30 protein-coding genes and 2 tRNA genes are annotated in these 25,813 nt (G+C 51.8%); 9 read left to right on the forward strand and 23 right to left on the reverse strand.

Annotation, left to right across the window (positions count from 1 at the left end; genetic code table 11):
• The first annotated feature begins 32 nt into the window (after positions 1–32).
• The gene (locus R2K26_RS04280; protein ID WP_308448324.1) at positions 33–608 is read left to right on the forward strand and encodes a chromate transporter; all 576 of its coding nucleotides are present in this window, start codon (positions 33–35) and stop codon (positions 606–608) included.
• Positions 605–1,177 (forward strand): chromate transporter, encoded by a 573-nt coding sequence (locus R2K26_RS04285; RefSeq protein WP_308448325.1) that lies wholly within the window; start codon positions 605–607, stop codon positions 1,175–1,177. Before R2K26_RS04280 ends, R2K26_RS04285 begins: the two co-directional genes overlap by 4 nt.
• 76 nt (positions 1,178–1,253) lie before the next feature.
• Here R2K26_RS04285 and R2K26_RS04290 read toward each other — a convergent pair whose 3' ends face one another.
• The 16 genes from R2K26_RS04290 to R2K26_RS04365 form a co-directional block, all read right to left on the reverse strand.
• Positions 1,254–1,730 (reverse strand): LURP-one-related family protein, encoded by a 477-nt coding sequence (locus R2K26_RS04290; RefSeq protein ID WP_308448326.1) that lies wholly within the window; start codon positions 1,728–1,730, stop codon positions 1,254–1,256.
• A gap of 10 nt (positions 1,731–1,740) precedes the next feature.
• Entirely contained in the window at positions 1,741–1,908 is a 168-nt protein-coding gene (locus R2K26_RS04295) for a hypothetical protein (RefSeq protein WP_176820918.1), read from the reverse strand.
• Between the two features lie 400 nt (positions 1,909–2,308).
• Positions 2,309–2,629: a hypothetical protein gene (locus R2K26_RS04300; RefSeq protein WP_316518937.1), complete on the reverse strand. Its 321-nt coding sequence runs from the start codon at positions 2,627–2,629 to the stop codon at positions 2,309–2,311.
• Positions 2,630–2,660: 31 nt separating this feature from the next.
• The gene (locus R2K26_RS04305) at positions 2,661–3,893 is read right to left on the reverse strand and encodes a hypothetical protein (protein ID WP_316518938.1); all 1,233 of its coding nucleotides are present in this window, start codon (positions 3,891–3,893) and stop codon (positions 2,661–2,663) included.
• Positions 3,894–3,904: 11 nt separating this feature from the next.
• Positions 3,905–4,696 carry a TPM domain-containing protein gene (locus R2K26_RS04310; protein ID WP_316518939.1) on the reverse strand — a complete coding sequence of 264 codons (792 nt, stop codon included), beginning with the start codon at positions 4,694–4,696 and terminating at the stop codon, positions 3,905–3,907.
• A gap of 13 nt (positions 4,697–4,709) precedes the next feature.
• A complete protein-coding gene (locus R2K26_RS04315; protein WP_316518940.1) occupies positions 4,710–5,870 on the reverse strand; it encodes a hypothetical protein in 1,161 nt (386 codons plus the stop codon).
• A 98-nt stretch (positions 5,871–5,968) separates the two neighbouring features.
• Positions 5,969–6,823, reverse strand: coding sequence for a hypothetical protein (locus R2K26_RS04320; protein ID WP_316518941.1), 855 nt, complete (start codon positions 6,821–6,823; stop codon positions 5,969–5,971).
• A 68-nt stretch (positions 6,824–6,891) separates the two neighbouring features.
• Entirely contained in the window at positions 6,892–8,745 is a 1,854-nt protein-coding gene (locus R2K26_RS04325; protein ID WP_316518942.1) for a DUF5067 domain-containing protein, read from the reverse strand.
• Between the two features lie 104 nt (positions 8,746–8,849).
• Positions 8,850–9,506 (reverse strand): TM2 domain-containing protein, encoded by a 657-nt coding sequence (locus tag R2K26_RS04330; RefSeq protein WP_316518943.1) that lies wholly within the window; start codon positions 9,504–9,506, stop codon positions 8,850–8,852.
• A gap of 59 nt (positions 9,507–9,565) precedes the next feature.
• Positions 9,566–9,895: a DUF5640 domain-containing protein gene (locus R2K26_RS04335; protein ID WP_316518944.1), complete on the reverse strand. Its 330-nt coding sequence runs from the start codon at positions 9,893–9,895 to the stop codon at positions 9,566–9,568.
• A 40-nt stretch (positions 9,896–9,935) separates the two neighbouring features.
• Positions 9,936–10,706, reverse strand: a complete 771-nt coding sequence (locus tag R2K26_RS04340; protein WP_176821163.1) for a DUF4428 domain-containing protein — start codon at positions 10,704–10,706, stop codon at positions 9,936–9,938.
• Between the two features lie 43 nt (positions 10,707–10,749).
• A complete protein-coding gene (locus R2K26_RS04345; RefSeq protein WP_316518945.1) occupies positions 10,750–11,157 on the reverse strand; it encodes a hypothetical protein in 408 nt (135 codons plus the stop codon).
• Positions 11,158–11,267: 110 nt separating this feature from the next.
• Entirely contained in the window at positions 11,268–11,831 is a 564-nt protein-coding gene (locus tag R2K26_RS04350) for a hypothetical protein (RefSeq protein WP_316518947.1), read from the reverse strand.
• A complete protein-coding gene (locus R2K26_RS04355; protein WP_316518948.1) occupies positions 11,828–13,246 on the reverse strand; it encodes an SPFH domain-containing protein in 1,419 nt (472 codons plus the stop codon). Before R2K26_RS04355 ends, R2K26_RS04350 begins: the two co-directional genes overlap by 4 nt.
• 25 nt (positions 13,247–13,271) lie before the next feature.
• Entirely contained in the window at positions 13,272–13,766 is a 495-nt protein-coding gene (locus R2K26_RS04360; RefSeq protein ID WP_316518949.1) for a DUF6935 domain-containing protein, read from the reverse strand.
• Positions 13,767–14,220: 454 nt separating this feature from the next.
• On the reverse strand, positions 14,221–14,430 hold the full coding sequence (locus tag R2K26_RS04365) for a hypothetical protein (RefSeq protein WP_316518950.1): 210 nt from the start codon (positions 14,428–14,430) through the stop codon (positions 14,221–14,223).
• 69 nt (positions 14,431–14,499) lie between these two features.
• On the opposite strand from R2K26_RS04365, the gene R2K26_RS04370 reads away from it, so the two are divergent.
• Complete coding sequence (locus tag R2K26_RS04370) at positions 14,500–14,844, forward strand: hypothetical protein (protein WP_316518951.1); 345 nt, start codon at positions 14,500–14,502, stop codon at positions 14,842–14,844.
• A gap of 485 nt (positions 14,845–15,329) precedes the next feature.
• On the opposite strand, the gene R2K26_RS04375 is transcribed toward R2K26_RS04370, so the two are convergent.
• Entirely contained in the window at positions 15,330–15,713 is a 384-nt protein-coding gene (locus R2K26_RS04375) for a hypothetical protein (protein WP_176821169.1), read from the reverse strand.
• A gap of 227 nt (positions 15,714–15,940) precedes the next feature.
• Between R2K26_RS04375 and R2K26_RS04380 the strand changes: the two genes are divergently transcribed.
• The 3 genes from R2K26_RS04380 to R2K26_RS04390 are packed head-to-tail and all read left to right on the forward strand — an operon-like array spanning position 15,941 to position 19,169.
• Positions 15,941–17,587: a histidine kinase N-terminal 7TM domain-containing protein gene (locus R2K26_RS04380; protein WP_316518952.1), complete on the forward strand. Its 1,647-nt coding sequence runs from the start codon at positions 15,941–15,943 to the stop codon at positions 17,585–17,587.
• 6 nt (positions 17,588–17,593) lie between these two features.
• Positions 17,594–18,562: a hypothetical protein gene (locus R2K26_RS04385; RefSeq protein ID WP_316518954.1), complete on the forward strand. Its 969-nt coding sequence runs from the start codon at positions 17,594–17,596 to the stop codon at positions 18,560–18,562.
• Positions 18,543–19,169, forward strand: coding sequence for a response regulator transcription factor (locus R2K26_RS04390; RefSeq protein WP_316518955.1), 627 nt, complete (start codon positions 18,543–18,545; stop codon positions 19,167–19,169). The genes R2K26_RS04385 and R2K26_RS04390 overlap by 20 nt, the downstream gene beginning before the upstream one ends.
• A 171-nt stretch (positions 19,170–19,340) precedes the next feature.
• Here the strand turns inward: R2K26_RS04390 and R2K26_RS04395 are convergent.
• Together R2K26_RS04395 and R2K26_RS04400 are read right to left on the reverse strand one after the other, a co-directional pair.
• A tRNA-Ser gene (locus R2K26_RS04395) sits at positions 19,341–19,430 on the reverse strand.
• A gap of 23 nt (positions 19,431–19,453) precedes the next feature.
• Positions 19,454–19,542: transfer RNA gene (locus R2K26_RS04400), tRNA-Ser, on the reverse strand.
• A gap of 241 nt (positions 19,543–19,783) precedes the next feature.
• Between R2K26_RS04400 and R2K26_RS04405 the strand changes: the two genes are divergently transcribed.
• Complete coding sequence (locus R2K26_RS04405; RefSeq protein WP_316518956.1) at positions 19,784–20,311, forward strand: DUF1836 domain-containing protein; 528 nt, start codon at positions 19,784–19,786, stop codon at positions 20,309–20,311.
• Between the two features lie 135 nt (positions 20,312–20,446).
• Here the strand turns inward: R2K26_RS04405 and R2K26_RS04410 are convergent, their stop codons facing one another.
• From R2K26_RS04410 to R2K26_RS04420, 3 genes are read right to left on the reverse strand one after another with little or no spacing between them, the layout of a single operon-like run.
• Positions 20,447–21,517, reverse strand: coding sequence for a Ger(x)C family spore germination C-terminal domain-containing protein (locus tag R2K26_RS04410; RefSeq protein ID WP_316518957.1), 1,071 nt, complete (start codon positions 21,515–21,517; stop codon positions 20,447–20,449).
• Entirely contained in the window at positions 21,514–22,617 is a 1,104-nt protein-coding gene (locus tag R2K26_RS04415; protein WP_316518958.1) for a GerAB/ArcD/ProY family transporter, read from the reverse strand. The genes R2K26_RS04410 and R2K26_RS04415 overlap by 4 nt, the downstream gene beginning before the upstream one ends.
• A complete protein-coding gene (locus R2K26_RS04420; protein WP_316518959.1) occupies positions 22,614–24,071 on the reverse strand; it encodes a spore germination protein in 1,458 nt (485 codons plus the stop codon). The genes R2K26_RS04415 and R2K26_RS04420 overlap by 4 nt, the downstream gene beginning before the upstream one ends.
• Before the next feature lie 110 nt (positions 24,072–24,181).
• On the opposite strand from R2K26_RS04420, the gene R2K26_RS04425 reads away from it, so the two are divergent.
• Together R2K26_RS04425 and R2K26_RS04430 are read left to right on the forward strand one after the other, a co-directional pair.
• Entirely contained in the window at positions 24,182–24,877 is a 696-nt protein-coding gene (locus tag R2K26_RS04425) for a DUF421 domain-containing protein (protein ID WP_316518960.1), read from the forward strand.
• The gene (locus R2K26_RS04430; protein WP_316518961.1) at positions 24,874–25,254 is read left to right on the forward strand and encodes a DUF4363 family protein; all 381 of its coding nucleotides are present in this window, start codon (positions 24,874–24,876) and stop codon (positions 25,252–25,254) included. Before R2K26_RS04425 ends, R2K26_RS04430 begins: the two co-directional genes overlap by 4 nt.
• Before the next feature lie 54 nt (positions 25,255–25,308).
• On the opposite strand, the gene nrdR is transcribed toward R2K26_RS04430, so the two are convergent.
• Positions 25,309–25,770 carry a transcriptional regulator NrdR gene (nrdR, locus tag R2K26_RS04435; protein ID WP_176821179.1) on the reverse strand — a complete coding sequence of 154 codons (462 nt, stop codon included), beginning with the start codon at positions 25,768–25,770 and terminating at the stop codon, positions 25,309–25,311.
• Positions 25,771–25,813 lie beyond the last annotated feature (43 nt).

The following is a 25,813-nucleotide window of genomic DNA, read 5'->3' on the forward strand; positions in this document are numbered from 1 at the left end:
GTGTTTAAATCTGCAGAAAATGGGGTTGAAAAATGAAAAAACTATGCACGCTGTTCCTCACATTTTTGAAGATCGGCGCTTTCACGTTCGGCGGCGGCTATGCGATGGTTGCCTTGCTGGAAAATGAATTTATCGCAAAGAAAAAGTGGATCGATAAAAAAGAGTTCCTCAACATGATCGCGATTGCGGAGTCTACGCCGGGCCCGATAGCGATTAACAGCGCAACGTATATCGGTTATCACATTGCCGGTGTGCCCGGCGCGGCGACGGCCACGCTTGGGGTGTGTATCCCTTCGTTTGTCATCATCTACCTCATTTCCCTATTCTTTGACCAGTTTTTGAGCTTGAAATTCGTTTCCTGCGCGTTCCGCGGAATTCAGGTGTGCGTTGTGTACCTCATCTTTTCCGCCGGTGTGCGCATGCTGAAAAGTCTTGAAAAGACGGCGTTCAATACCGTGCTTGTCACAGGCGTAGCGGTTTGCATGATAGCGTTTTCCGTTTTCGCTGTTTCGTTTTCGTCCATCTACTTTATTTTGCTTAGCGGTGTGGTTGGTCTTGCGGCCTACTTCATACAGCGCCTGCGTGGAAAAGGCGGTGACGTGAAATGATCTATTTTAAATTATTCCTGACCTTCCTTGAGATTGGCGCAGTGTCGTTCGGTGGCGGCTACGGCATGATCTCCCTCATCCGCGAAGCCGTGCTCTCGAATCACTGGCTCACGGAAAGCGAGTTCATCAACTTCATTGCGGTGTCCGAATCGACCCCCGGCCCACTTGCCGTCAACATGGCGACGTTCATCGGCTCTTCGCAAGGCGGCGTGTTGGGCAGTCTGCTCGCGACTTTGGGCGTGGTGCTCCCCTCGTTCGTCATTATTTTGCTCATTGCGGCAGTGTTGAGTAATCTGCTGAAATACGCCGGTGTGCAGGCATTCCTCTCCGGCGTGCGTCCGTGCGTGGTGGCGCTCATTTTGGCTACGGCGCTGACGATGGGTCTCAGCACGCTATTCGGCTTTACGACCATACGAAGCGCCCCCGAGATCGATCTGCGCGGTGTTGTGATTTTGCTGCTGCTGATTATTCTGCACTTTGGCTATAAGCACTTTAAAAAGAAAGCACCCTCGCCCATTTTGATGATCGTGCTTTCCGCCGGTCTCGGCATTTTGTTCTATGCATTTTAAATTTTGGGAAAAGAAAAGACCTCTGCTCGGGCCAAACAGTCTTGAGCGGAAGTCTTTTCTTTACAGAAAATAGCGTTTAGCCGTTATTTCGGCTGCACTTTTCGGCGTCGATCGCAAGCACGATCATCAAAACGCACAGTGCGTCTGCGGGGTCGTATATGTTCAAAAGGTACGTGTCCGTCCAGTTGAACAGCTCTTTGGAGATGCTTGCCACATCGTGACCGCTTCCGGAAACAACGGTATAATCCCACTCCAAAACGTTGCCCTCCACATTCCAGCCGTTGCATTCTACGTTGTATTTCGGCTTAAAAAGTGCAAATTCGCGGCTGATGCAACCGACATATTGGTTTTTAAAATACATTTCGAATTTCGGCATGAACGTGAAGATGCGTTCTTTTACCGTGCCGACCTCTTCGCCGTAAGCGTCAAAAATTTTCAGGCAGTGTCCCCAGGAGAACTGCCCTTTGACGACATACACCGTGTTGCCGTTCTCATCGTAAATATCGTAGCTGTCGAACCATGAAAAAAAGCGCTGTTTAAACCGTAAAATCATAAAAAACCCCCTACTTCTTGCCACTGTTTTCAATCGTATAGATCACACAGACGAACCCTGCGATGACCGCGAGCAGTATGGAGCCGCTTAACCCGTCGTTCATGGCAGCGCCGAGAAATAGCCCGACTATGGCGGCCAAGATGATTACAACGGCGGAACCGATTGTTTTCATGTTCACGACAAAATCTCCTCCACGTACTTCTTTAAGCCGATTGTACCACGCTGCGTGTCGGTTTGCAATAGACTTCTGCAAAGATAAAAGAAAAGAATACGTTAAAAACAGGTTAAAAACATGAAAAATATCCACGTTTTTTCGAATTTTCTATTGACATTTCCTTTGCGGTTTTATATAATCCAATTGTAAATCTGTCAAGCGCCCCGCGGTCACCCATCCTTCGGCCCGGGGTGCTATTTTTCTGAAAATAAAAAAGGCGCAGAGCTCGCTCGGAAATCCCGGCAGCCCTGCGCCTTTTGCAACTCGGTCTTCCCTGCTTCTTCCGCCGCGTCAAACTTCGCCGCTTTCGCTTTCAGCGTTTCATAGTACGGACATAAAGCAGAAAATATTTGAAAAACATCGTTTATTGATACATTAGCCCCGGCATTTTGACTTTATCTCTTCCGTCTGTGGGCATTTTTAAATCGCCCATGAGGCAGGCGTAAGAGATGGCACTTTTGCCAAAGCGACCACGAATCTCCTCCACAGCATCCTGTACTTTCTCCATTGCCATGCGGTGCTGGACATTATCAAACAGCGTGAGCTGCTCGACGCTGTCTTTGGGCGAGAGTTCAATGGAACGGACGGTGACCGCTCTGACCTTCGTGTTCCAAGAATACCGCTCTTTAAAACTCCGAAATGCGGCAGCGGCGATCTCCGAGGGAAGCTGTGTCTTGAAATGCAAACCTCAAAGCAGTTTGCTTCCTGCAGGCTTTCTATCCTGCGGCCTGTGTCAGCACACATGTTGTTGTGCTTTGCGACATGAACGGCAGACAAACGCCGCTCTCACCTGCGCCGACCAGCAGCTCCGTGCCGCTCGGGCTGATCAGGAGAGGATACGTCTCACACAGATACACCGGGCCGTCCGTGACACCGTAGCTGTTACCGCCCACAAGCGACAAGCTGAGCGTCACATAGCTCGGCCCGTCCGGAATCGTTTGAATCGCCCAGAAACCGCTCCACATCTCCTCCATGTCGTCGCTGTCTTCGTATGTCCACTCCAGATCGACTGTCCCCCCCGTCTCATCCTCGCGATAGAAGCGCAGCGAGAAATAGGCATAGCGGCCGGTTTCCTCTACCATGGTTTCTGTGATCCAGCCCATGCCTGTACTCTGCGATCCGGCAAGGCCAAGCGCGGTCATGCCTGTCCAGCCGTCAGAAAGCCAATCGGAAAATTCGGATGGGATATCATACCAGGCATATTCCGTAAAATCGAACGAAAGATAGTCACCGGCTTCCGATGTACACGGTGCAAGATGGCTCATCGCATCAAGCGAGGGATACCATTGGCAGGTGTTCCCCCTGTTGTCGGTGATAAAGACCTGGGTGTCGGCCTCATGCGCAATGCCGTCAAGATTTGCAAAGAGCAGCACCGGTTCGCCGCTCTCTGACCGGTAGAGAACCTCTGTGACCTCATCGGTCTGTGTTTTTTCGTTCCACTGCACACGGTTGACTGCAACCGTCGCGTTCTCGTCGACCGGCACAATGCAGTACAGATGCCCCGCGCCGCCGATGATGTGCGCATCGTTGATCTCTGTGATAAAGGGGTATTCGAGGAGCATTGCCTCATTGGTTTCCTGCAGCCACGCAGGGAAACCCGCCTCGAAACCCTCATCAAACAGACCGCCGACATAGCCGAGATACGCCGCACCAAACATTGTCGTCGGAAAATCAATTCTGTCGCGCAACCCTCCAAGCGATGTCTCTGCCTCCTGTGAAAACGCGTATTGCACCGGCGGTGTGTCCACGGTCTTATCCTGTGATACAAAATCGTTCCCGTCGCTCTGTAATACAGCTTCCTCCTGTTGGCTTTCCGGAGTTTTTTTGTGGGCAGTATTTATTTTGGGTTCGTCAGGCTCCGTTTGCGTCTTCTGTGTACAGGCGCAGAGCGACAATAACAGAACCAGTGCCAGCAATAGCGCGAACACGCGTCTGGGTGTTGTTTTCATAGCCACTCCTTTCAGAATTTTCCGCTTCGGCCGGAACCGCCTCCGCCGGATTCGCTGTGGCTGCTCCCGCCGCCGGAAGAGCTGCGCTCAATCTTCCGGCTGGAGGTCGTCTTATGGGTAAAATGATCTGTTTGCTCTGTAAGCTGAAGCCCCGCGGAAACATAGGCGTTAGCGGTTGCTTTTTTCGATACATTCTCCATTTTCTGCCATATCACAGTGACGATCACGGCTGCTGCCAGTAGGGAAAGACCGATCACGATAAGGATCGGAATAAACAAACTCGCTCGAACCGGCTTTCCTGAGGCTGCTTTTTCCAGATAGACGCTGCATTCTTTGATGTAATCCTCAAAGCCGCCGTACCAGTCGTTTTCACCGAAGTTATCAAGGAATACCTTTTCCAGTTTCTGCTGACCATAGCTGTTGAACGCATACTCGCAGCGTGAGCCGTAGCAGAACATCGCCCAGTCGCGATCATCCATGCTGAGCAGGAGCATGATCCCGTCGCGGTCCGGTCCTTCGCCCATCGTGTATTCGTGATAGATGGTATAGGTCGCCTTATAGACACCTCCAGAATGGAAGTCACGATAATCCTCCACGGTTACGATATATACACCGATGCCGTATTTTTGGGAGACGGTTTCCGCCATCTTTTCCAGCATCATATTTTCGTTTTCGCTGAGAAGTCCAGCCTCATCCGTCACATAATAAAGCTGTGCACCTGTCTGCTCGGTTGCGGATACATTCACGCAGAATACAAGCGCGATTATAAACGTCAGCAGGAGACAGCGTATTCTCTCTTTCATTTTTCCGCCCTCCCTAGTGTGCCAAAAGCAGCAGCGCAGACACGCCGATGGCAATGAGCGGCGCCGCGATTGCTGCAAACAAACCGACAACCCGCTTCGTGCTGACAGGAAGGTTGCCTACCAGCTTACCTGTCTGACCATTCATGGCAAAAAGGAAATCTTTTCCTTCCCACTTTGTATTCAAAATCCAGACGGGAAGCAACGCGTAATGCACTTTGCCGCGCTTCAAACGGATGTCTCGGCTCGTTTCATTGCAGGTGGTGTAATTCGAAACCGTGCTTTCCAGCGCAGACACCAGCGAACCCGCGCAGCGCTTGTCTGCCCGCTCCCGGCTGTTTTCAACGCTCACATCATATTTGTCTGCCAGAAATCCGGGCAGATATGCCGTGGAAAACGGTTTTAGGTCTGTATAGTCATACGGTTCGATGGAATCCATGTAGTCGTCCGGCATTTTGCTCGACGCATCCACCGGGATTTTCTCAAAGCCAATAGAACCGGCGCGGCGCACGTCATAGTGGCTTGTCTCCGTGATTTCATAATCTCCCGAGGTGTACTTATGTACAGCGGTAGCATGGAACTGCACGCTTCCGCTGGCCGCACCGTCATACATCCAGAAGGGTACATACACGCCTTTGACCTCCTCAAGATGATTGGACTTGGAGAACGTTGACGGCAACAGCGGCTTTTTGCGATAGTGTTTCTTCAGCGCCTTGATGGCATCCTCCTTGCTCAGCTTAAAAGGAAGCACAAAATCAGGTTTCAAAACGCCGACGAACTGACCCGGAAGCACCGACGGATTTCCGCAGTATGGGCAGGACGTAGCCGCAGTCGTTGCGTCGCAGAGCAGCTCCGCACCGCACGACGGGCAGCTGTAAGCCTTCATGTCAGCCGCGTCCGTGCCCCAGTCCTCGTTCAGGCCGGAAGTGTCCCAGTCAGAGCCGCCTGCGGCGGCCTTTTGTTTTTCCGCTTCGGCAGATTTTTGAGCCGCTTCTGTTTCTTCCTGCTTCTGCGCCGCTTCCGCTGCTTTTGTTTCTTTTTCCGCATAGAGCGCTTCAATTTCTGCGACATCGAAGCTTGAGCCGCAGTAATCGCACTCCAGCCTGCCGGATTCTCCTACAAAATGGAGTGGTCCCGTACAGGCGGGACATTGATAATTTGTGATTTGTGTTGCCATCTAAGTTCCTCACTTCCCAGTTGGCGTTACAGCCCGCAAGCGCAGTCCGTAGTGCCGAACACAGTTATAACCGCATTTTCCGGATATGTCCCGCAAACTCACTGTTTGTGATAAATTGCATCCGTGTCCTTTATGACGTTTTCTTCCGAATCGTACAAGATGCGCATATCAGCCGCTGTACGGTCACTGTTGACAAGTATAACGGTAATCAGCTTTTCAGCCTTTTCTGCAATTTCGTCGTAAACGCAATCTGCATCGCAAACAAAGTCAAAGCTCTTTGTCCGGAACGCGGACTCGACAAAAATGCTCCAGCTGTACCATTCTTGTGTCTCGTTGTTCCACCACATAGTACAACAGTTCATACCGCTTTTGTCCTCATTTGCGACAAACTCATATTTTTGCAGGCCGTCCTCCGTAACCCACGTGCCTTCCAGCAACGCAAAGACCTCCTGTGCTTCCTTTTGGCTTTCGGCTTTTCTGTCGGCTTCCGCTTGCAGCTCGGCTGCACTGTAATACGCTTCGCGGTCTCCCGTTTCGCTCCAGCCTTCATCGTACCAGAACACGTCTGCCAGCCATGCAAACTGCGAGGAGTCCAGATAACGCAGACGATAGATGATATCGTGCGCCCTGTCCTCGATTGTCAGCCCGCTGATCTTTTCGGCAAAATCCGCCTGAACGGTCAGAACGCCGTTTCGGAACGTATGGTCAAACTGATCGCCCAAATCCTCAAAATTCGCGTCGTAGCAGCGGATGGGATTGTCTTTGAACTGCCCGCCGCGGTAATAGAGCCTCATCGTCCCTTGGCTGTAAATGGTTTTTGTAACGTGGAAATCGTCAAAAAGGACCGATGTTTCCGGGTACTGATAGGTGCATCCGTCGACCTGACCGCAGGAGGTCAGACCGAGCAGGCTCATACCCAGACCTGCTGCGATGAGGAGCGCTTTGAACTTCACCGCATCACCCCCCGTTTTTTCGCGAATAACCGGATTCTCCCGCTCCAAATTGGAGCGGGAGCCGTTTTTTATTGGAACGTCATATTGTTGAGAATGATATCCGGCATCGTGCCCGGGACGCACTCCAATTTCGTCAGTCCGATGGAAAGGGCGCGGCCGTCGTCAAGCTGCGCGACATACTGGATCCAATTGTAGCCGATGTGCTTGTAGGTGCGGCCGCGGAAGGTGATGCCGCCGATCACGCGGTCTTCGATATCCTTGTAGTTTTCAAAGTCGTCCTTGTAGTAGTCGAAGTCCTCCACATTGGTTCTTACCTCGAATCTGATGGCGCCTGCGCCGAAGGCTGTGGGATCGTCGTTTTCCACCAGGCAGCGCCCACTATCATCGAACGACCAGCCGGATACCGGGATCTTCGTCATGATTTTGACCTTAACATCGTCTTTTGCAAACTGGGCGATTTCCGCGGAGAAGTCCTTCATCTCGGCGTTTGCGGATGCTGCCTTGTTCGCCTCGGCGGCCTCGGCCTTTACGATGTCCAGATACCTTTCTATGGCTTCTGTGCCGGAGAAGCCGCTGGTGTTGTACGCACTCACCGTATAAACGCCCGGAGTCTTTTCACGGAAGTTAACGTAGATGAAATGCGAGCTGTCTTCGCTCGAAATCCACTTGTAGTAGCGGTAGTTCGACTGCATGTGGTCGCTGTACTCTTCCTTGACAAACTCGCCTTCTACGCCGAAGTAGGCAACAATATCCTCGTAAGTAGCATCAAAAATATTATTATTGACCTCGTTCATCCAAACGTAGCCCTTCTGCACCTGCTCCTCGGTCACGATGCCGTTTCCGCCGGGAGCTGCCGCATTCGTCTGGTTGGTCGGAGCATTCCCCTCCGAAACACCTTCTCCGATGGCATCCGGCATAGACTTGCCTGCGTCAATCAGAGGCAGATACCAATCGGTATACCGGTAGGGATACGCATCTTCCTCCATGTCTTTCCAATAAAGGCCCCACGGGCGCAGATAGATGTCATAGTGGAATTCGTCATCGCCGTCTTCATAGTCGCCGCTGATCCAGATCATATCATCGTAGTCCAAAAGACCGGGGTCAACGATCCAATCGGCATGCTCCAGTGTTACGTTTGTAAACCAGCCACCTTCGGACATCACCGTACCGTGCTCGCCGGTTCCGGCTTCGCTCAGACTGACCTGCGCGGAAGCCATAGGTTTGGATCTCGTGTAGTCCTCATCCCAAAGCTCAATTGTGCCTGTGTAGTCCTTGTCGAAATCAATGACGCCGCAGACATCCCACCAGTCGCCTTCCATGCTTTCATAATCGCCGTAGCAACCGCTCATCTTCCACCAGCCGTACCATTCGCCGTTCCACCAATCGAGCAATGTGTCTCCGGTCGTACCGGTGGTCTCCGGTTTCGTATCGGAGACCGTTTCCCGGCTGAGCGTAGCCGGGTCAACGGTGATTGTACCTTTTTTGCTGCCGAGAAATTCCTCAAAGGTCGCTTTGACTTCACTGGTCGTGTCTTTTAGCACGAAGGCTGTCCGCACTTCCAGCGTTGCACCCGGCGCAACATCCGTAAACTGATCGCTCACTACGGTTTCAAGGTTCTCATAGTCCGTGATAATAGATGCAGGTTCCAGCTCTACACCGTTTTGCATAACCGTCTCATCGACACTCCAGAGATATGAGGCGTTTTCCTTGCTGTTGTTTGTGAAGTCCAGTGTCAGAACGATTGCGTCGTTTCCGTCCGAATCTTCCATGATGCATGCGCCCTTGTAGAGCAGCTCATAGTCACCGAGCTTGAGCAAATTGGAGTCTTTCCCCTCCTTATCCTTTCCGCAGGCGGTGAGGCCGCTGAGCAGCATCAGTGCCGCAAGAATCAGGCATAGAAGCTTGGTCTTCGTCTGTTTCATAATTTCCTCCCAATATCCTTCAGGGTTGCACAAATCTGCCAATCAGCAGAAAACAACGTATAATCCCGGCAAAAAGCAGCCGTGCCTACCTGAGACATTTTTTCTTATTTCTTTTCGCGCCGGATAAGGTTTCCGTCCTTGTCGGTAAACTTACCGCAGAGAATCTTGATAAAGTCGACAAGGTATCCGATGCCGAACAGGCCTGCCGTCAGCGTATAGAGAATGCCTGTGCCAATCTTACCGACATAGTAGCGGTGGACACCAAGACCGCCAAGGAAGAAGCAAAGCAAGAACGTTGTCATCCAGTCCTTCGTTTCGACCGGAACCTCCGGCGCAACATAGTCCTCTACTGCCTCACCGTTCAAAATCTTCTTCACGGTTTCCGTTACGGTGTCAATATAGGCGCCACGCTCCGTTGCAAGACCGACCGTCGCACCCTTGAGACCCTTGCGCAGTGCGCTGTTCTTATCAACGCGCATACCGCCAACCGACATCTTGGCCTCCGTAATGACCGGCTGAATCCGAATGTGTGTGCCATCCTTGAGGTAAAGCCAGAGGCCAACGTCCACATTTGGTTCTTTCTCAAACGAGATGCGCTGTCCGGGAACGCCTCCTTTGATCTGGAATGGCATCTGGAACGCTGCTCTGCGCGCATTGAGTTTCTGCATGATTTCTTCCAGTGTGGTAGAATAAGGAAGATCAAATTCACGGGGACTGGTAGCGAATGCAACGTCTTTCATACTGCCTGTAAGGTTATTCATCGTTTTTTCTCCTTTCTAAGAGGTCAGAGGGCGGATAGTGTTAATGGTAAGCTGCACGGCTATTTTTTCGTAAAGGTGCCGCTGATGCCGTAGCCGGAATTCTCATTCATGGTAAGGCTGTTTCCATCTACGGAGAATGTATAAGTAGATGGATCACTCCATGCCTCCAGTGTCACCGTAAGCTGATCACCTTCAATGGTGTACGTACCGTCCTGTTTCATGTAAGCATTTTCCATGGTGCATTTGCCGCTTCCGTTGAATGTCCATGTGATCGTACCGTCTGCGCCAAGTTCGGCGGACCATGTTCCGGCTAACGCATCCTTGCTACCACAGGCAGCAAGTGTTAGAAGCGTAACCACAATCAGAAGCAATGCTACAAACTTTTTCATTATTTTGTCCTTCTTTCTTTAATTATCATTTGATGGATATTTATCCTCTTACCGCGCCACCGCAATATTCACAACAGCCGTTCACGTCCGGTGTGGTCGTTGCGCCACAGTAGGGACAGGTGACTGCCGTTTTAGGTGCGGCCTCCTGTTCAATCTGCTGGCGCACATCCTTGCGGACCTGCGTCAGAACCTGCCGGATTTCCTCGCCGAGCTTTTTGCAATTGCGGTACTCAACGTTAGTCTCCGGATTGCATCGGGTCGTCATTCCCGGTCGCATTGCGGGAGGCGGTGTAATATCTACGGAATCGGAATTGATCTTGAAGCGTATTTCGTCAAAGTAATCGTTGTTGACGAATATGGTGATGTAGAAATCATAGGAGTATTCATACCGCGGGGGATTGTAGCTAATCTCCCTCCCCTCCTTATCCTCACGCTTAAGTTCCGTGCGGCTCTCGTCAATGTCGAGATTACAGCCGGTCACGTCTGCAAAATCCAAAACATCCGGGTTGGCTTCCACGAGATTTCTGGCACGTGTCACCATAAATTTTCCCGCGTCCTCGTCAAGAAGCACCTTGGTGTCCGCGCCGAGCGTTCTGGTTGTGTGGAATGCCGCGACCTTTTTCTGGTTTTCTTCCCTGTAATCAAGCTGTGCCTTGATTTCCTCAACAGTGCTGTTGCGTCGATCAGAGAACCAAGGGGAAAGCTTTTGGGCGCAGTTTTTGCAGAGATTGCCGTTTTCAAGCTTGCGGTTGCCAAGTAACCCTATTTTTTCTCCGCAAATATCGCAATATTTTTTATCAAACAGTCCCATATATGTATCAAACTCCTTTGTGTATGCTACTTGAATTATACGGTTACTGCGTGTCTGCCTTGGAATTGAGTACCGCACCGTAGATATACAAGGCCGGAATAGCTATTCCTGTCAGGATGCTTACGACATTAAACTCGCCGCCGTTGACCAGACTCATCACAATGCTCAATACGCTGAATACGGCCACAATCACGCCCCACACGATGAGCTTTCCTGCTTTTTCGCTGCGCTTTCTGTGCTTAATGCCTTTGATTCCGGCAATCATCTGGCAAATTCCTCCGACCAGCGTCAGGAACAGCGCCGCCCAATATGGAAATGTCAGACCGGATTCCGCACCGAGTCCCGCCGCCAATACACCCAGTCCACCGACAAGAACACCCGCAATGATGGAAAATACTGCGGCAATGATCATCAAAATTCCGGTAACCTTCAAAAATTTATGTCCTTTCATGGTAAATCCTCCTGTTACAATAAATCGTATGGTTTGTTTTTATTCTTTCGCAGGGCGTTTGGCCCCGCATTCTGCGCAAAATGTACGACTGCCGTTTGGCATATCTCGCATTACTCCGTTTCAAGGTTTGACGTGGCATAAGCTTCTTCGGCAATACTCAGCACCAAGGTCTCCAGCGCTTCTGCATGGCTGCCGCTGAGCTTTTGAATCTCGTTCCCGTCATCGGTGCGCCAAATGACCCGGATTTCGCTGTCGGTTTCGTCCTGGACATTTGGAGACAGCTTTCGGTACGCGGGCAGATCCGACTCTGCCAGCATATTCTGAAGTTCAAACCATTGCACCCACGTAAGCTGCCAAGGGATTGGGTTGGAAAACGCATCCGTTTCGCTTTCTCTCATCTCGTCGCCGGATCGGTCCGGAAACCGGCCGGTCAGCAGAGGCATATCCTTCTCCCGGTAGAATTTCAGTGAAAAGCAGCTGTAAAAATTCCTGTGGTTCTGTCGCCACTCAAATTCCACCAGATCTTTTCCTGTTCTGTATGTATCCGGGTTTTCCATCCTACCTCCATCTTGAATCCGGCTATCGATATAATACCGATACAGCGATACGCCCGCCAGTGCGATAAACACAACCGCCGACGCGATGGTCAGAGCGATTATGGATGCTTTTCTCACTTCAAATCCCCGTCGTCAAACGGATCGCCGCATTCCGGGCAGAACTTGGGCGGGTGTGTCGGGTCAGCCGGCTCCCAGCCGCATTTGTCGCATTTGTACTGCGGAACACCGGCCGGTTTCGGCTTGCCGCATTCAGCGCAAAACTTTCCTTTGTTCACCGCACCGCAGCTACACGTCCAGCCGTCTGCCTGCGATTCCGGCTTTTTGGTGCCGCATTCTGGGCAGAATTTTCCGCTTGCCGTCGCGCCGCACTGCGGACATTTCCAGCTTTCGGCAGCAGGCTTTGGTTCCGGCTTTTTACTGCCACAGTTCGGGCAGAATTTTCCGGTAATACCGCTCTGTCCACACGAACAGTTCCATCCTTCAGCAGCTGCCGGAGCCGGAGCAGGCTGCGCTGCTTGCTGCTGTGCGCCCATCTGATAGAGATTCTGCGCGTTCATGCCGCCCGCCTGACCTGCCATGTTCATGCCCATAAACGCCATTGCAGGGCCTGCACTCTGATTCGACGCCGCAGATTGCATCGCGGAAGCCTGTGCACCGACAAGATAGGCTGCCGCTCTCGTCGGATCCATAAACGCCGCATTACGTTGCAGCTCCTTAATCATCTGCTCATCCTCTTCGCTCGCCTTGACCGACGAAACGCCAAAGGAAACGATCTCAAGTCCACGCAGGTAGCGCCATTTTCCGGATAAAACTTCATTCAATGCCTCGGCCAGTTCCATTGTATGACCGGGTAGCGCGGAATAGCGGATTCCCATGTCGGAAATCTTCGCAAACGCGGGCTGAAGCGCCGTCAAAAGCTCGGTTTTCAGCTGACCGTCCAGACGGTCGCGGGTATAGTCTTCACTGACGTTGCCGCATACGTTCGTGTAGAACAGAATCGGGTCACTGATTCGGTAACTGTACTCGCCGAAGCAACGAATGGCGATGTCAATGTCAATGCCCGCGCGCTGGTCGACAACACGGAACGGCACCGGAGAGGGCGTGCCGTACTTATTGCCAATGAGCTCTTTCGTGTTAAAATAGTAGACACGCTGATCTTTGGGCGGCTCGCCGCCGAAAGTAAAGCGTTTGCCGATATTCTTGAACGTGTCTAAGATGCTGGTTCCCAACTCACCGGAGAAGATCGTCGGCTCCGTCGAGCTGTCATAGACAAACTCACCCGGCACGGCGCAAAGCTCCGCAACCTTGCCCTGATCAACAATGATCATACACTGTCCGTCCGCCACCGCAACGACGGAACCGTTCGAGATGATGTTTTCGCTTCCCTTTGTGTTGCTGCTGCGCCCGGAAACGCGCCGCTGTCCCTTGACCGCCATAACGTTTTCCGGAATTGATTCACAGTAAAAATACTCTTTCCATTGGTCGGCCATTACGCCGCCGGCCGCACCCAATGCTGCTTTAATGAGTCCCATTTTCTGTACTCCCTTTCTTTACTTATTATGCCCACGGGTCTTCCGCCGCGGGAATACGGATGCCGCTGAGAATACTGGAATATTCCCAGAGGAACCATTCGCCGGTCGAAGCCTTCTGCCGCAATTTCATGGGACGCGGTGAATCCGCGCCGGACGTTTTAAGAAACACGCGCATATAGCCCGGCTCTATATCCTGAGGTCTGGGGTCTGCCAGCACGTTCAGCGTGTATGGCACGCACGGCTGATACCCATTTTCCGGCGTTGCGCCTTCAAAATATGCAAGCGGCAGATAGACCTTGCCGCGCAGTCGGTCGCGCAGAAATTGACAGTCATACGGTGTCATGGGCTTAGGACCGCGCAGAAGGTTCATCGCGGCAGCGCCTGCATCTTTGTCCCTGTCAAACAGCGCCAATGCACACAGAAACAGTGCGCAGATATGTTCCGGCTGCCGCCCTTCAGCGGCAAGAATTTCAAATTCCTGCGAATTTTCCGGAATTTTCTGAATTACAACCTGCAACATAACCACTCCTTTCTAAAGTATATCAATCACACCTGTGGAATATATCGGTAATCCCAATGTGTAATAAAATTATCAATCTGCCAATCTTTCATGAACGGTCGCTCCTTGGCGGGACGCGCTGTACGATGAGCTAACCTCTTCACTATCCGGAAAGAATGTCCGTTAAACCTGTCTTTTTTTCTTTCTCCAAACGAGTAGAAAAACGACGACGGCAACAATCAAAAGCGTTGGCACAAGTGTGAATACAAGGATTTTTCCCACGGAGAAGCTGCGCTCTGCTGTCTGCGCATTGTTTTTTTCGTACTTTTGAGGAACATCTTTACCGACAGCGTTCTCACCAAATCCGTTCTTTTCGCCCCTATCGCCATTCTTTCCGTCGCTATCCGCTGTCCCGACAATTGATGCGCCGGGCGAAGCCGTAGGCGAAATACCCGGCGAGGCCGAGGCAGCCGCATTAGGTGATGCTGTTGCCGAGGCCTTCGGCGTAGCCGTGGCGGATGTGTGCGGTGAAGCCGTGGGCGAGGCCTTCGGTGTAGCTGTGGCGGATGTGCGTGGTGGAGCCGTAGGCGCCGGAGTCGGTGTTGTGCGCGGAGCCGCTGTCGTTCCCGGTTTGAGCTTGGGAATTGGATTTGTGCGTATCGTGCCGCACATATTGCATATCCATTGCATAACTCCCTCTTGGCTTGTTGTCGGTTGTGCGACCACTTTCCCGGCGTCCCAATTGTGATCCGTCTTGGCAATCGGTTTTGTCTCCGTTACACTGCATTGCGTACACTCCCGCTTTTGGATGCCGGTCTCCATGCAGGTAGGCTGCGTCGTGGTGAACCACGCGCCGAATTTATGTCCCGTCTTGGGGATCCCGCGGCTCTCCGTCGCACCGCAGGTTGCGCACTCCCGCTTCTGCATGCCTTCCTCCGTGCAGGTGGCCTGCGTCGTGGTAAACCATGCACCGAATTTGTGGTCCGTCTTGGCAATCGATTTTGTCTCCGTCGCACCGCAGCGCGTGCACTCACGTTTTTGGATGCCGGTCGCCATGCAGGTGGGCTGTGTCGTAGTAAACCACGCACCGAATTTGTGACCCAGCGCAGGCATTGTGACAGTGTCTCCTTCCGTACCGCAGTCATCACAGATAAAACGAGTGTATCCTGAAGTAGTACAGGTCGCGAATACGCGGCTATCAATAACCCAAAAATGATCCGTTGGCGGCGCGGGCATTTCATACCACTTGTTGCATGTACTGCAATACGCTCGCTTTGTGCCGGATTGTGTACAGGTAGGTTCTTTACCCGGAACAACTTCCCACGGTCCAAAGCTGTGGGGCAAGGCAGGGTCAGTTTGATAAGTGCATCTCATCCCACAGACGGTACATTCCAGTACATAGTATCCTCCCGCTAGACAGGTTGGCTTTTCCTCATCGGTCTGTATAATGTTTTCATGATGTTCCGGATTACTGTCTTCCGGCGAGCACGCAAGCGCGGTAATCGCGGACAGCGCCGCCATGAGTGCAAATACCAGAAATATTAGAATCAATCGCAGTAGTTTTTTCATTTCTCACCCATCCTTTCAAAGCGTGTCAATTACGCCCGCGAGGTAAGTCGGCGATACCGATGCATAAATAAAATTATCAACCAACTGATCCTTTACCGCCTGCCGCACTTCGGAGGCAAGCAGTTTATCCGCGTCCTCATCCACCAAAAGCAGAACCTTACACGTCCAACCGAGTTGCTTTACGGCACTGCAGATCTTGAGTCTCTCACTCAGCTTCCAGATTCCCTGTCGGATGACCTCCATCACCAACACATTGGCACGGCAGGTCCGGCACAACGCCAGCGTTTCTTCCGGCTTTGAAGAACGGTAGATAAGGAAATCCGGGTCGCATCCCGAAAGTGATTGCATGACCGCCTCCGACAGAAGTCCGCCCTTCATATCCAATACAATTCTTCGCATTTGTGCTTTTCCACCGCCTTTCTCTTCCTTTGAATCCTTCATCTATATTTTAGCCGTTATCTTCCGTTTCCGCCCCCGCCAATTGGATAGGATTTGTAATTATTTTCCGTTGCAAAGCCAAATTTCGTCACAGTTCTCTGTATAAAGAGGACAAAACGTGTTGCCTTTTGTCTATCCGCATGATATACTATCCATATAAATATACTGATTTTTGGGGGGCATGCGGCATGAGCAAAACGACGAAAAGAAGCCTTTTGTACGCCGTGGGCTTGCTGGTGCTCATTGCGTTTGCCATGTGGCTCCGACATGCAAGCCGGTATTATTTTCATTCTCCGGCTGTCAGCTACCTGCGAAGCGCAATCTATTTATTTTTGTTCGGCGTGTGGTGCTACTCTCTTTGGGCGCGCATCGTACAGGTACAGGTGCGGCACTACATGCTGGCGATTTCGGCGCTGATGGTGCTGTGGATTCTGCTGCGCTCAATCAAGTTTTCCATTGATAACACGGATGCAGAACGCCTGCTGTGGTATTTCTATTATTTTCCGATGCTGTTTATCCCCATGCTGTCGGTCTTCGTTTCCCAGTCGCTGGGCAAGGGAGAGGACTTTCGTCTGCCGCGATGGACAAAACTTCTGTATCTTCCGACATTGCTGCTGCTTTTGCTCGTTCTGACCAATGATCTGCATCAGCAGGTATTTTCTTTCCCGTCCGGCATTTTATCGGACCGGGAGTATCGGTATGAGGTCGGTTTTTTCTTCGTGCTGGGCTGGGAGGCTCTGTGCGCAGGGTTTGCGTTTCTTTCGATGGTGAAAAACTGTCGTATCCCGCATAGCAGGAAAATTCGCTGGTTGCCGCTGGTTCCGTTTGCGCTTTCGCTGGCGTATGTTTATGCGTATGCCAAAAATGTCTATTGGGTCTGGGTGCTTGCGGGCGATATGACCGTGTCACAGTGCCTGATTTTTGCAAGCATCCTTGAATGCTGCATTCAAAGCGGACTGATTCATTCCAACCTCGGATACGATGAGCTCTTTGAAGCGACAAGCCTGCCTGTTCAGATTACCGATCAAGCGTTCTGCTCCAAATATGTATCTGCCGCCATGCAGGGGACTTTGCCGCAAAGTAAGCTAAGGCATATACAGCAGGATACCGTCTATCTGGATGACGATACACTTTTGAAACGGCATAAGTTGCGCCGCGGCTGGGTGTTCTGGAAGGAGGACATCTCAGCGCTGAGCCAGGTTCAAAAGAAGCTGGAATTGACACGAGATGAGTTGCATGACACCGGCGACGTTTTGGCGGCGGAGAATGCACAGCATGCAAGATGGTTGAAGCTGACGGAGCAAAACCGCTTGTACGATATGATGGAGGCACAGATTGATCGGCAGATCGCGATGCTGTGGGATCTGCTGGCTGAATTGCAGAAAACGGAGGACCAAAACCGAGCCAGGCGTTTGCTCGGGCAGGTCATCATTATCGGAACTTACATCAAACGCAGAAGCAACCTGATTTTTGTCGGCGCACAGCGCGGTGCGATCAGTGTGCAGGAGCTTCGGTTATGCCTCAATGAATCTTCCGAGAATATCTGTGTCTATGGCGCTGACTGTAAGGCAATTGTCAAGGGGGATGACCAGCTTACCCTCGAACAGGCGACGCAGATCTACGACCTGTTCGAGGCCGTCGTGGAAACGGAACTGGAATCCCTTCGTGCAATGCTGATCTCCATAGATGTCGGTGCGCAGGTAGAAGTGTCTTTTTGTGTTTCAGCGGCAGAGCCGCTCAGTGGGCTGCGCGCGCATTTTCAAGGTTTGGAATGGGAGCAGGATGAGGACGGGCTGCAATATGTGACGCGGAAGCTGGAAAGATCGAGGAGGTAAAAGCGCATGGATAGGATCAAGGAAAGTTTTGACAGTCTCCCCATCGCGGCCTGCTTTTTCGATAAAAACGGCGTGGTGCGGCTCATCAACCGCCGGATGCTTGCCATTACGAACTGGCTGCAAAAAGGCGGTATACAGTCGCTGGCAGAGATGCAAAGCGCCCTGCAGGCGCCGCCGGCAAGTGTGTGCTGTCTGGATCCGCACCTTCGGATTTACCGCTTTCCGGACGGAACAGCGCTGCGCTTTGCGCAGGAGCAGATCACAACAAAAGCAGGTGCCCGATATACACAAATCACTGCCGCAGACGTTACGGAGCTGATTCAGAAGCAGAACCAGCTAAAAGCGGAAAATGCGAAGCTGGAGAAAACAAACAAGCGGCTCAGGCGGCTGCTTGCGCAGATGCCGGAGATCATTCGGGAGGAAGAAACGCTGGCCATGAAGTTGCGCGTGCACGATGACATTGGACACAGCATTCTCGCGACGCGGCGCGTGCTGCTCCAAAACACAGACCAGAAGGAAATTCGTGCAACCGCAGCGTTGTGGGAGCAGTCCATTTCAGTGCTTTACCGCTCCAGTCAGATGAGAGCGCAATCCGAACCGTTGGAAGCCGCAAAAGAACGAGCGGAAAAGCTTGGCGTCAGAGTTCTGCTGGCAGGAGATGAGCCGCGAACGCAGCGTATGCGCGCACTGATTGCACTGGCAATCAGCGAATGTGCATCGAACTGTGTCCGTCACGCCGACGGAACAGAGCTGTATGTGTGCTTTTGGCAAAAGCCGGACTGCATAGCGGTCTCCCTAACCAACAACGGTGCGGCACCAAAGGGAAAAATCACAGAAGGCGGAGGTCTTTCTATGCTGCGTCAACGCATAGAAGAATCCGGCGGCAAAATGGAGATCCAGAGCGTCCCTCGCTTTAAGTTGATGCTCAGTTTGCAGGAAAAGGAGGAAGCAGCATATGAAGGTGATGATCGTTGAAGACCAGACCATGATTCGCAGTCTGTTGGAAAGCTATTTTCGCGCCGAGGACGGATACCGGATCACGGCGTCCATTCCAGGCGCGAAACAAGCAGTCGAGATGTGCAGGACAAATTCTGTCGATCTGATTTTGATGGATGTGCAAACAGAGAACCGTGAGAACGGGTTGATTGCTGTTCGCCAGATTAAAGCCATACAGCCGAAGATTAAAATCATTGTTGTGACTTCGCTGATCGACGGTGCCGTTCTGGATGAGGCAAAGAAGGCCGGGGCCGACAGCCTGTGGTACAAGGACTCGACGCAGAAGCGCTTGATGGATGTCGTCCGGCAAACGCTGGCGGGGGAACATGTTTTTCCGGACGCACCCCCGACAGTTGAGATCGGCATGGCAAAAAGCACGGAGTTTACAAAGACGGAACTGAAGGTTTTGCGGCATCTGCTGCGGGGACTGTCTTACACGCGCATTGCGGCAGAGATGGGCTGCGAGATGTCAACGGTCAAATTCCATGTGTCAAATATGCTGCAAAAAACCGGGCTGGAAAACAAGCTTCAGCTTGCGCTGGCCGTCAGCGACGTCAAGTTGATTGCCGATCTGGCGGAAGAATGATGGGATTTGATTTTCTGCTTGTACAGCCTCGCAAAAAATACGAACCCCGCCGCAGAATTGCTCTGCAGCGGGGTTCGCTTATGTGCTGAAACAGCCGAAAAGCCTTATTTTAAGCGGTTTTCGGGCATAGAAAAAGTCCACCGTAATTCTATCAAAATTACGGTGGACTTTTGGCGGAGAAGATGGGATTTGAACCCATGCGCCGGTTACCCGACCTACTCCCTTAGCAGGGGAGCCCCTTCACCACTTGGGTACTTCTCCATGGTGAATATAAAAGAAAAATGTGGCGGAGAGGAAGAGATTCGAACTCTTGGTCCCTTACGAGATCACTAGTTTTCAAGACTAGCTCCTTAAACCACTCGGACACCTCTCCATTTCAGAACAAGTGGTATTATAACACACAGAGCATGCTTTGTCAAGCACATTTTTTGTGCATTTTACAGAGCCGATTTGACTGTTATTAATTATACAAAAACTGAGTAGGTTTGTCAAGCCCATAATGGAATTTTGACCGTTTTTTTCCAAAAACAATAAAACAGCCAAAGAAAAGCGCTTGCAATGCGAAAAAAAATGCCGTATACTGTTTATGAAAAACAAAAGGAGTCGTTGTGAAAATGAGCAAGATTGAATTTGATTGCGGTAAATGGCTGCAGGAAGCCGAAGAATTTGCACTGCCGAATTGGAGCGCCCTACCCTCTATTCCCCTTTATATGGATCAGGTGATGATGTTTACAGGTGAAGCGCTGTCTCTTTTTGAACGCGATGAAAAGCAGAGTTTATTGACGAACAGTATGATCAATAATTACGTGAAAAGCGGCGTTGTGGATCATCCCGTGCACAAAAAGTACAGCAAGGAGCATCTTTCTAAGCTGATGATGGTGGGATTGCTGAAGCAGGTGCTTTCCATTCAGGATATTGCCGTGCTGTTTTCCGGCGATGAAGACGCGGAGCAGCTTTATAAAGACTTTGCGGCGGCGCAGAGCGGCGCTTTGCACGAGACGGCAGCGGGCGTGCACCCGGAAAGTGACGCAGCGGCCTTGCGTGCAGCGGCGTTGAAGCTTGCAGCGGAAGCTACGGCGCGGCAAGCGGTTGCCCAGCGCATTTTAATGGCGCTGTCCGACGAGAAAAAAGCCAAGAAATAATCAAATTTGTAACGAACAAAAGCCTGCATGGCGCATAGAATGTTCTATTCGAAAAAAGGATGGAATATGATGTGCGATTTGCAGGCTTTTCCTATGCGCTCCGGCGACCGATTGCTATAAAGTGCAGCTGTTGCTCTAAAAATACGGAATATCCTCCTCTTCCACGCGCTGTACTTCGGCAGTGACGTGAAGGGTAATTTCGGCTTTTGAGAGCTTTTCTGCGCGGCTTTCCCCCATTTCACGCCACACATTTGGCGCGGTGCGGAAAATGACTTCGCTGAGACCTGCGGCATCGGCTCCGTTTGCGTTTTTGAGATAAGCGGCGATGCGTTCCTCAGTGCAGTTGGCAAGGGCAGTCTCAAAGCGCGGAAATGCTTCGTTCCCTACGTGCTTTGCGGTATTTGTGACGGCAGAAACTTCGGCGATAACATGAATTCTGGCGGTAAACTTGGGATGTTCTGCTGTGCCTGTGAAGATAATGTTGCTGTTTGTGCTGCGGACTTTAAGCGATACCGTGCCGAAAGCTTCGTCTTTTACGGTGAATTCGCCGCCCGAAAGTGTACCCTGCAAGGCACTAAGCCCTTGTGTTTCCGCCGGCGTGAGCACGGCGCACAGGCGGTAGCTTTGCAGAACGGCTGTGCCGACGGGCGTGGGCAAATCATCGGCGCGCAGAACGGGCAGCGCGGCAGTGGTGTTTATGCCGTAAAGACCGTTTACAAGCTGCAGCAAATTCACGTCTGCCGCGGCCCCGCTGTATTTTGCGCCGTTTGAAAGCTGCATGAAGCGTTCGGCGGTGAGATCTGTCTGTAACAGGACGCTTTCGGCGGTATCTTCTGCGAGGAAAACTTTGGCGGTCGGGCGGGAATCGTAGTGGCGGATAAAGAAATCCAGTTGTTCGGCGATACCGCTTTCTGCGCATTGCATACCGAAAAGGATGGCGGCGTTGTGCGAATACAGCGGCGTGCGGCCGCTTTCGAGCGCGATTTGACTGAGCGCTTCGGGGACGGTATCGCCCTCACCGGAAAAGGTGCTCTGCCCTCCGTCCTCCGTCGTTTCGGAAGCGAGCACCGTCACGCGGCAGCCGGTTGCCGTGCGGTCTACGCCGATTGCGCTGATGAGCAAGCGCTCGTAAAGCTCCGGCGCGCAGCCTGAAGCGGTGAGCGTCAAAATGAGCGAAAGTAAAACGGATGTGAGTGCTTTTTTCATGCGGCGCGTCTCCTCTTCTTTTTGATGCAGTCGAAAAACCAAAGCAAACTCGGCAGCATAGCGCCGGTCAAAACGGAAAACGGCAGCAGATACGCGGTGCGGAACACGGCCCCGACGCGTGCGGCGGAGTCTGTGAGCCATAGGGACAGAACTGCTGTCAGCGCGGCTATGAGTGCCGTCAGCCACGCACGCGGGCGTGTCGGGATAGGTGTCATACACACGGCGATGCAGAATAATCCGCAGGCAATACGCACGATGAGCGCCATCATGCTGATGCCGATGAAAAGCGCGTCCAGCCGCTGAATGCCGGCAATCTCCGCGATGGAAGCGAGCGTGTATGCGGGGAAAACTTGCAGCGCGGCGTACTCGCCGAGACATGAGACGATGAAAAACAAAAGCACGCCCAAAAACACGGTGATGCCGCCGTTCCAAACGGCAAAGCCGAGCACGCGGTGACTTTTACCGCTTTTTGTATCCGTATTTGTAAGAAACGGCATCAAAACGGCAAACTCGGCAAGCGAAGAACAGCGCGCTGTGAAGACGAGAAACCCCTGTACGGTTTGGTCTATGCCGTCATAGAAAAGCGGCATGAGATAATGCGGCGTGACGTTCGGCGAGACGGCGAGAAAAATCATCCCCATGCCGAGCATGAACAGCGTGAAAATGCATACCGAGGCGCGCGAGATGGTTTCTATACCGCGAATGGCACCATAAAGTGCGATGCCGAGCACGACAAGGACGATGGAAAAACGCGAAGCGACGGGGTCTGTAGTGTTGACGAGCAGCGTCAGAAAAAGCGAAAGACTGAAAATGTTCATCACTATAAAATAAAGCGCGTAAATTGCGGACATCGGTACAGAAACACCGCGGCCGCAGTTGTTCTCTGCGATTTGCAGAAGCGATGCTTCCGGGTGGCTTTTGTGCAGCACGAAAAGCGGCAGAGAAAACACCGTAAGGTACAAAAACAGCCCGAGCGAAGAGAAAATACTTTCAATCAAATTGCTGCCGCCAACGGTTTGCACATTGATTGTGATGCTGACGATAACGCGTGAAAGAAACAGCATAAGGTAAAGCTGCAAAGCACTGATCTTGGTTTTCACAGGTGCTTTTCCCCCTTTCCCGCGCCGGGCATGCGTTGTACGGAGGCGTTATGACGCACTAATCGTTTCCATCCCGCGCGTACAAGCACATCCCGCATGGCGGAAAGCCGAAATGGTGCGACCGGGGCCAAAAACGGCACGGAAAAGCTTGTTTTGCCGCAAAGCTCGAATAATAAAAACGTAAAGCCTGCAAGCACGCCCCACACACCCCATATACCGCCCACCAAAATAAAAGTAAGACGCAGTACAGCCATGGGCTCGTATAATTTCGGAACCGTGTACCCGGTAATGACCGTGACGGCGATGACGACGAGCGACGGTGCGCTGACGAGCCCTGCGGAAACGGCGGTCTCGCCGATGACAAGACCGCCCACGATGCCGACAGAGCTGCCGAGCGGTTTCGGTACGCGCAGTCCGGCTTCGCGCATCAGTTCATACATAAAGTAAAGCAAAATCGCTTCTAACATGACGGGAAACGGCGTACTGCGCTCTGCCTGTGCAATGGTAACGAGCAGTGTTTCCGGCAGCAGCTCCGGATCGTGTGCGGCGATGCCGACATACAGCCCCGGCAGAAAAATCGCAAGGAAAAACGCAATGTATTTCAGCCAGCGCGTGAACGTGGCGTAAAACGGACGGTTTGCATAATCGTCGGCGGTCTGAAAGTTTTCAACGAAGAGATACGGCACGTAAAGCGCTGTGGGCGTGCCGTCTATAAGCAGCCCGATGCGCCCCTCATGCAGTTTGCCGCATAAGGTATCGGGGCGCTCGGTAAAACCTACGCGATCAAAAATCGCGGGACGCTCCAAGTAACCCGCCAAATATCCTGCTGCGAGCACGTCTTTTAGATTACATGCGGAAAGCCGCTTTTTGAGTGTGTTAATGATCTTCGGGTCCGCGATGTTTTTTAAATAGCACAGCGCAGCCGGTGTTTGGCTCTCTTCGCCAACCGTCACCTTTTCAAATTTGAGCTCGGTCGTTTTGAGACGGCGTCGTAAAAGCGAAATGTTTGTCTGGTAGGTTTCCACAAAGCCTTCGCGGGAGCCGCGCTGCATAACTTCCGTATCGGGCTCATCTACCCCGCGCGCAGCAAAGCCCTGCGTGCCGAACGCGAGCGCTGTCGGACAGTTATCGAGCAGCAGCACCGCAAAGCCGTTCATCATGCGTTCGAGCACTTCACTGACGGTGGAAAGCTCGGCTTGCTCTACGGCGCACAGCACGTTTTCTTCGATAAACAAAAGCGTTTCTTTGCCGTTATCCGTCGGAATTTTCGCGCGCATCAACGGATTTAAAATGCTCAAAGTAATGTGCTGCTTGCTGACGAGCCCGTCCATGGTGAGCAGCGCGGCCGGTACCGTGCCGACCATAAATTCGCGCTCGATATAATCCATGGCGTTTTCAAATAACCCATTTATATATGTTATGTTTTCCTTTAAGTGTTCAGATAAGTTTTCCATTAGCAGTTTCCTTTCCGCATGGTTCTCCTGTGTAGATTTTACTGAAAGGCCGTATTTTATACGCTCGAAGACGCATAATAGCGACGAAGACATACGGAAAGGAAAACGCCATGTTTATTTCGTTTGTGCGCACGATCATCTTGTATTTTACGATTATTTTGGCTGTTCGCGTTATGGGCAAACGGCAGATCAACCAACTGCAAACGAGTGAATTGGTCGTGACGCTGCTCATCTCCGACCTTGCGGTGATCCCGATGCAGGACAGCGGTCAGCCGCTTTTCAGCGGGCTCATCCCCATTTTGGTGCTCATTGCGCTCGAGGTGCTCGTTTCGGTTTTTATGCTTAAAAGCAGCCGTTTTCACCGGTTGGTGTGCGGCAAGCCGGTCGTCATCATCAAAGATGGGCGTATCATTCAGGAAAACATGCAGGAGCTGCGCATGAGCGTAGAAGACCTTTTTGAGCAGCTGCGGCAAAAGGATGTTTTTGTGCTTTCGGATGTGACATATGCCATTGTAGAGACGAACGGCACGCTGAGTGTCGTTAAAAAAGCCGCCGTCGATTACCTGCGTCCGAGCGATATGGGCGTGAAAGTGAAAGACGAGAGTCTTGAAGTCGTTGTGGTGAGCGACGGAGACCTTTCTGTGGGCTCTATGCACTTGTGCGGCAAAAATGAAGAGTGGATACACAGCATATTAAAAAGCGAAGCCGTACCGCTTCCCGAAGTGTTTATTCTAACGGTAAACACAGCCGGACATTATACGCTCATTCGGCGGGACGGCAGCCTAAAAAAGGGAGTGAAAAAATGAAGCGCATGGCCTTTTCAATCGTTTTGGCGGTATTTGCTGTGGCGGTGTGTATCTTTGGTTACTGCAACACGGCAAGATCTGCGAATACACTGATTGTGTCCGCGGAAAATATCGACCGGCTGCTTTCCGACGGCGAAGCGGAAAAAGCCTTGGAGGAAAGCCGAAAATTGCAGGCAGACTGGGAGAAAATACACGATAAACTGTGCGTTTTCCTGCCGCACGAGCATTTGGAGCCGCTGGAAAACATTTTCGCCGTGCTGCCCTATTATATTGAGCAGGAGGAGGTGTCCTTAGCGCGCGCCGAATGCCAGATGGTGAAAAACACGGCGGAGCACATTCAAAAAACAGAGCGCATCGCATTTGAAAATGTGTTTTAAAGCAAAAAACAGCAGCCCCATATCGCGTTGGGACTGCTGCTACATAATCTGAATTTATCGGTTGCGCTCGGCCTTGATCTTATTGAGCTCGTCCATGAACGTATTGATGTCTTTGAATTCACGGTAAACGGAAGCAAAGCGAACATAGGCGACTTCATCGACCTTCTTGAGCTTATCCATGGCATAAGTGCCGATGAGCGTGGACGGCACTTCACGGTCGAGCGAGTTTTGCAGGAGCGTTTCAATCTCGTCTACGATGCGCTCCAGTGTTTCAAGCGGTACGGGGCGTTTTTCGCAGGCGCGCAGAAGGCCGTTCAACAGCTTGTTGCGGTCAAAAGCCTCGCGGGATTTATCTTTTTTTACAACGACCACCGGCACAGTCTCAATGACTTCATAGGTCGTAAAGCGTTTTGCGCAGTTTAAGCACTCACGGCGGCGGCGAATGCGCTCCCCCTCATCGGTTGGCCTGGAATCGATGACCTTACTTTCACTGTATCCGCAATAGGGACATTTCATGGAAAACCCTCCAAAGTTCTAACACACCAAATCTGTCTCTTAA

Source organism: Neglectibacter sp. CSJ-5 (genome assembly GCF_032490475.1).
GTDB classification, from domain to species: Bacteria; Bacillota; Clostridia; order Oscillospirales; family Acutalibacteraceae; genus Hominenteromicrobium; species Hominenteromicrobium mulieris.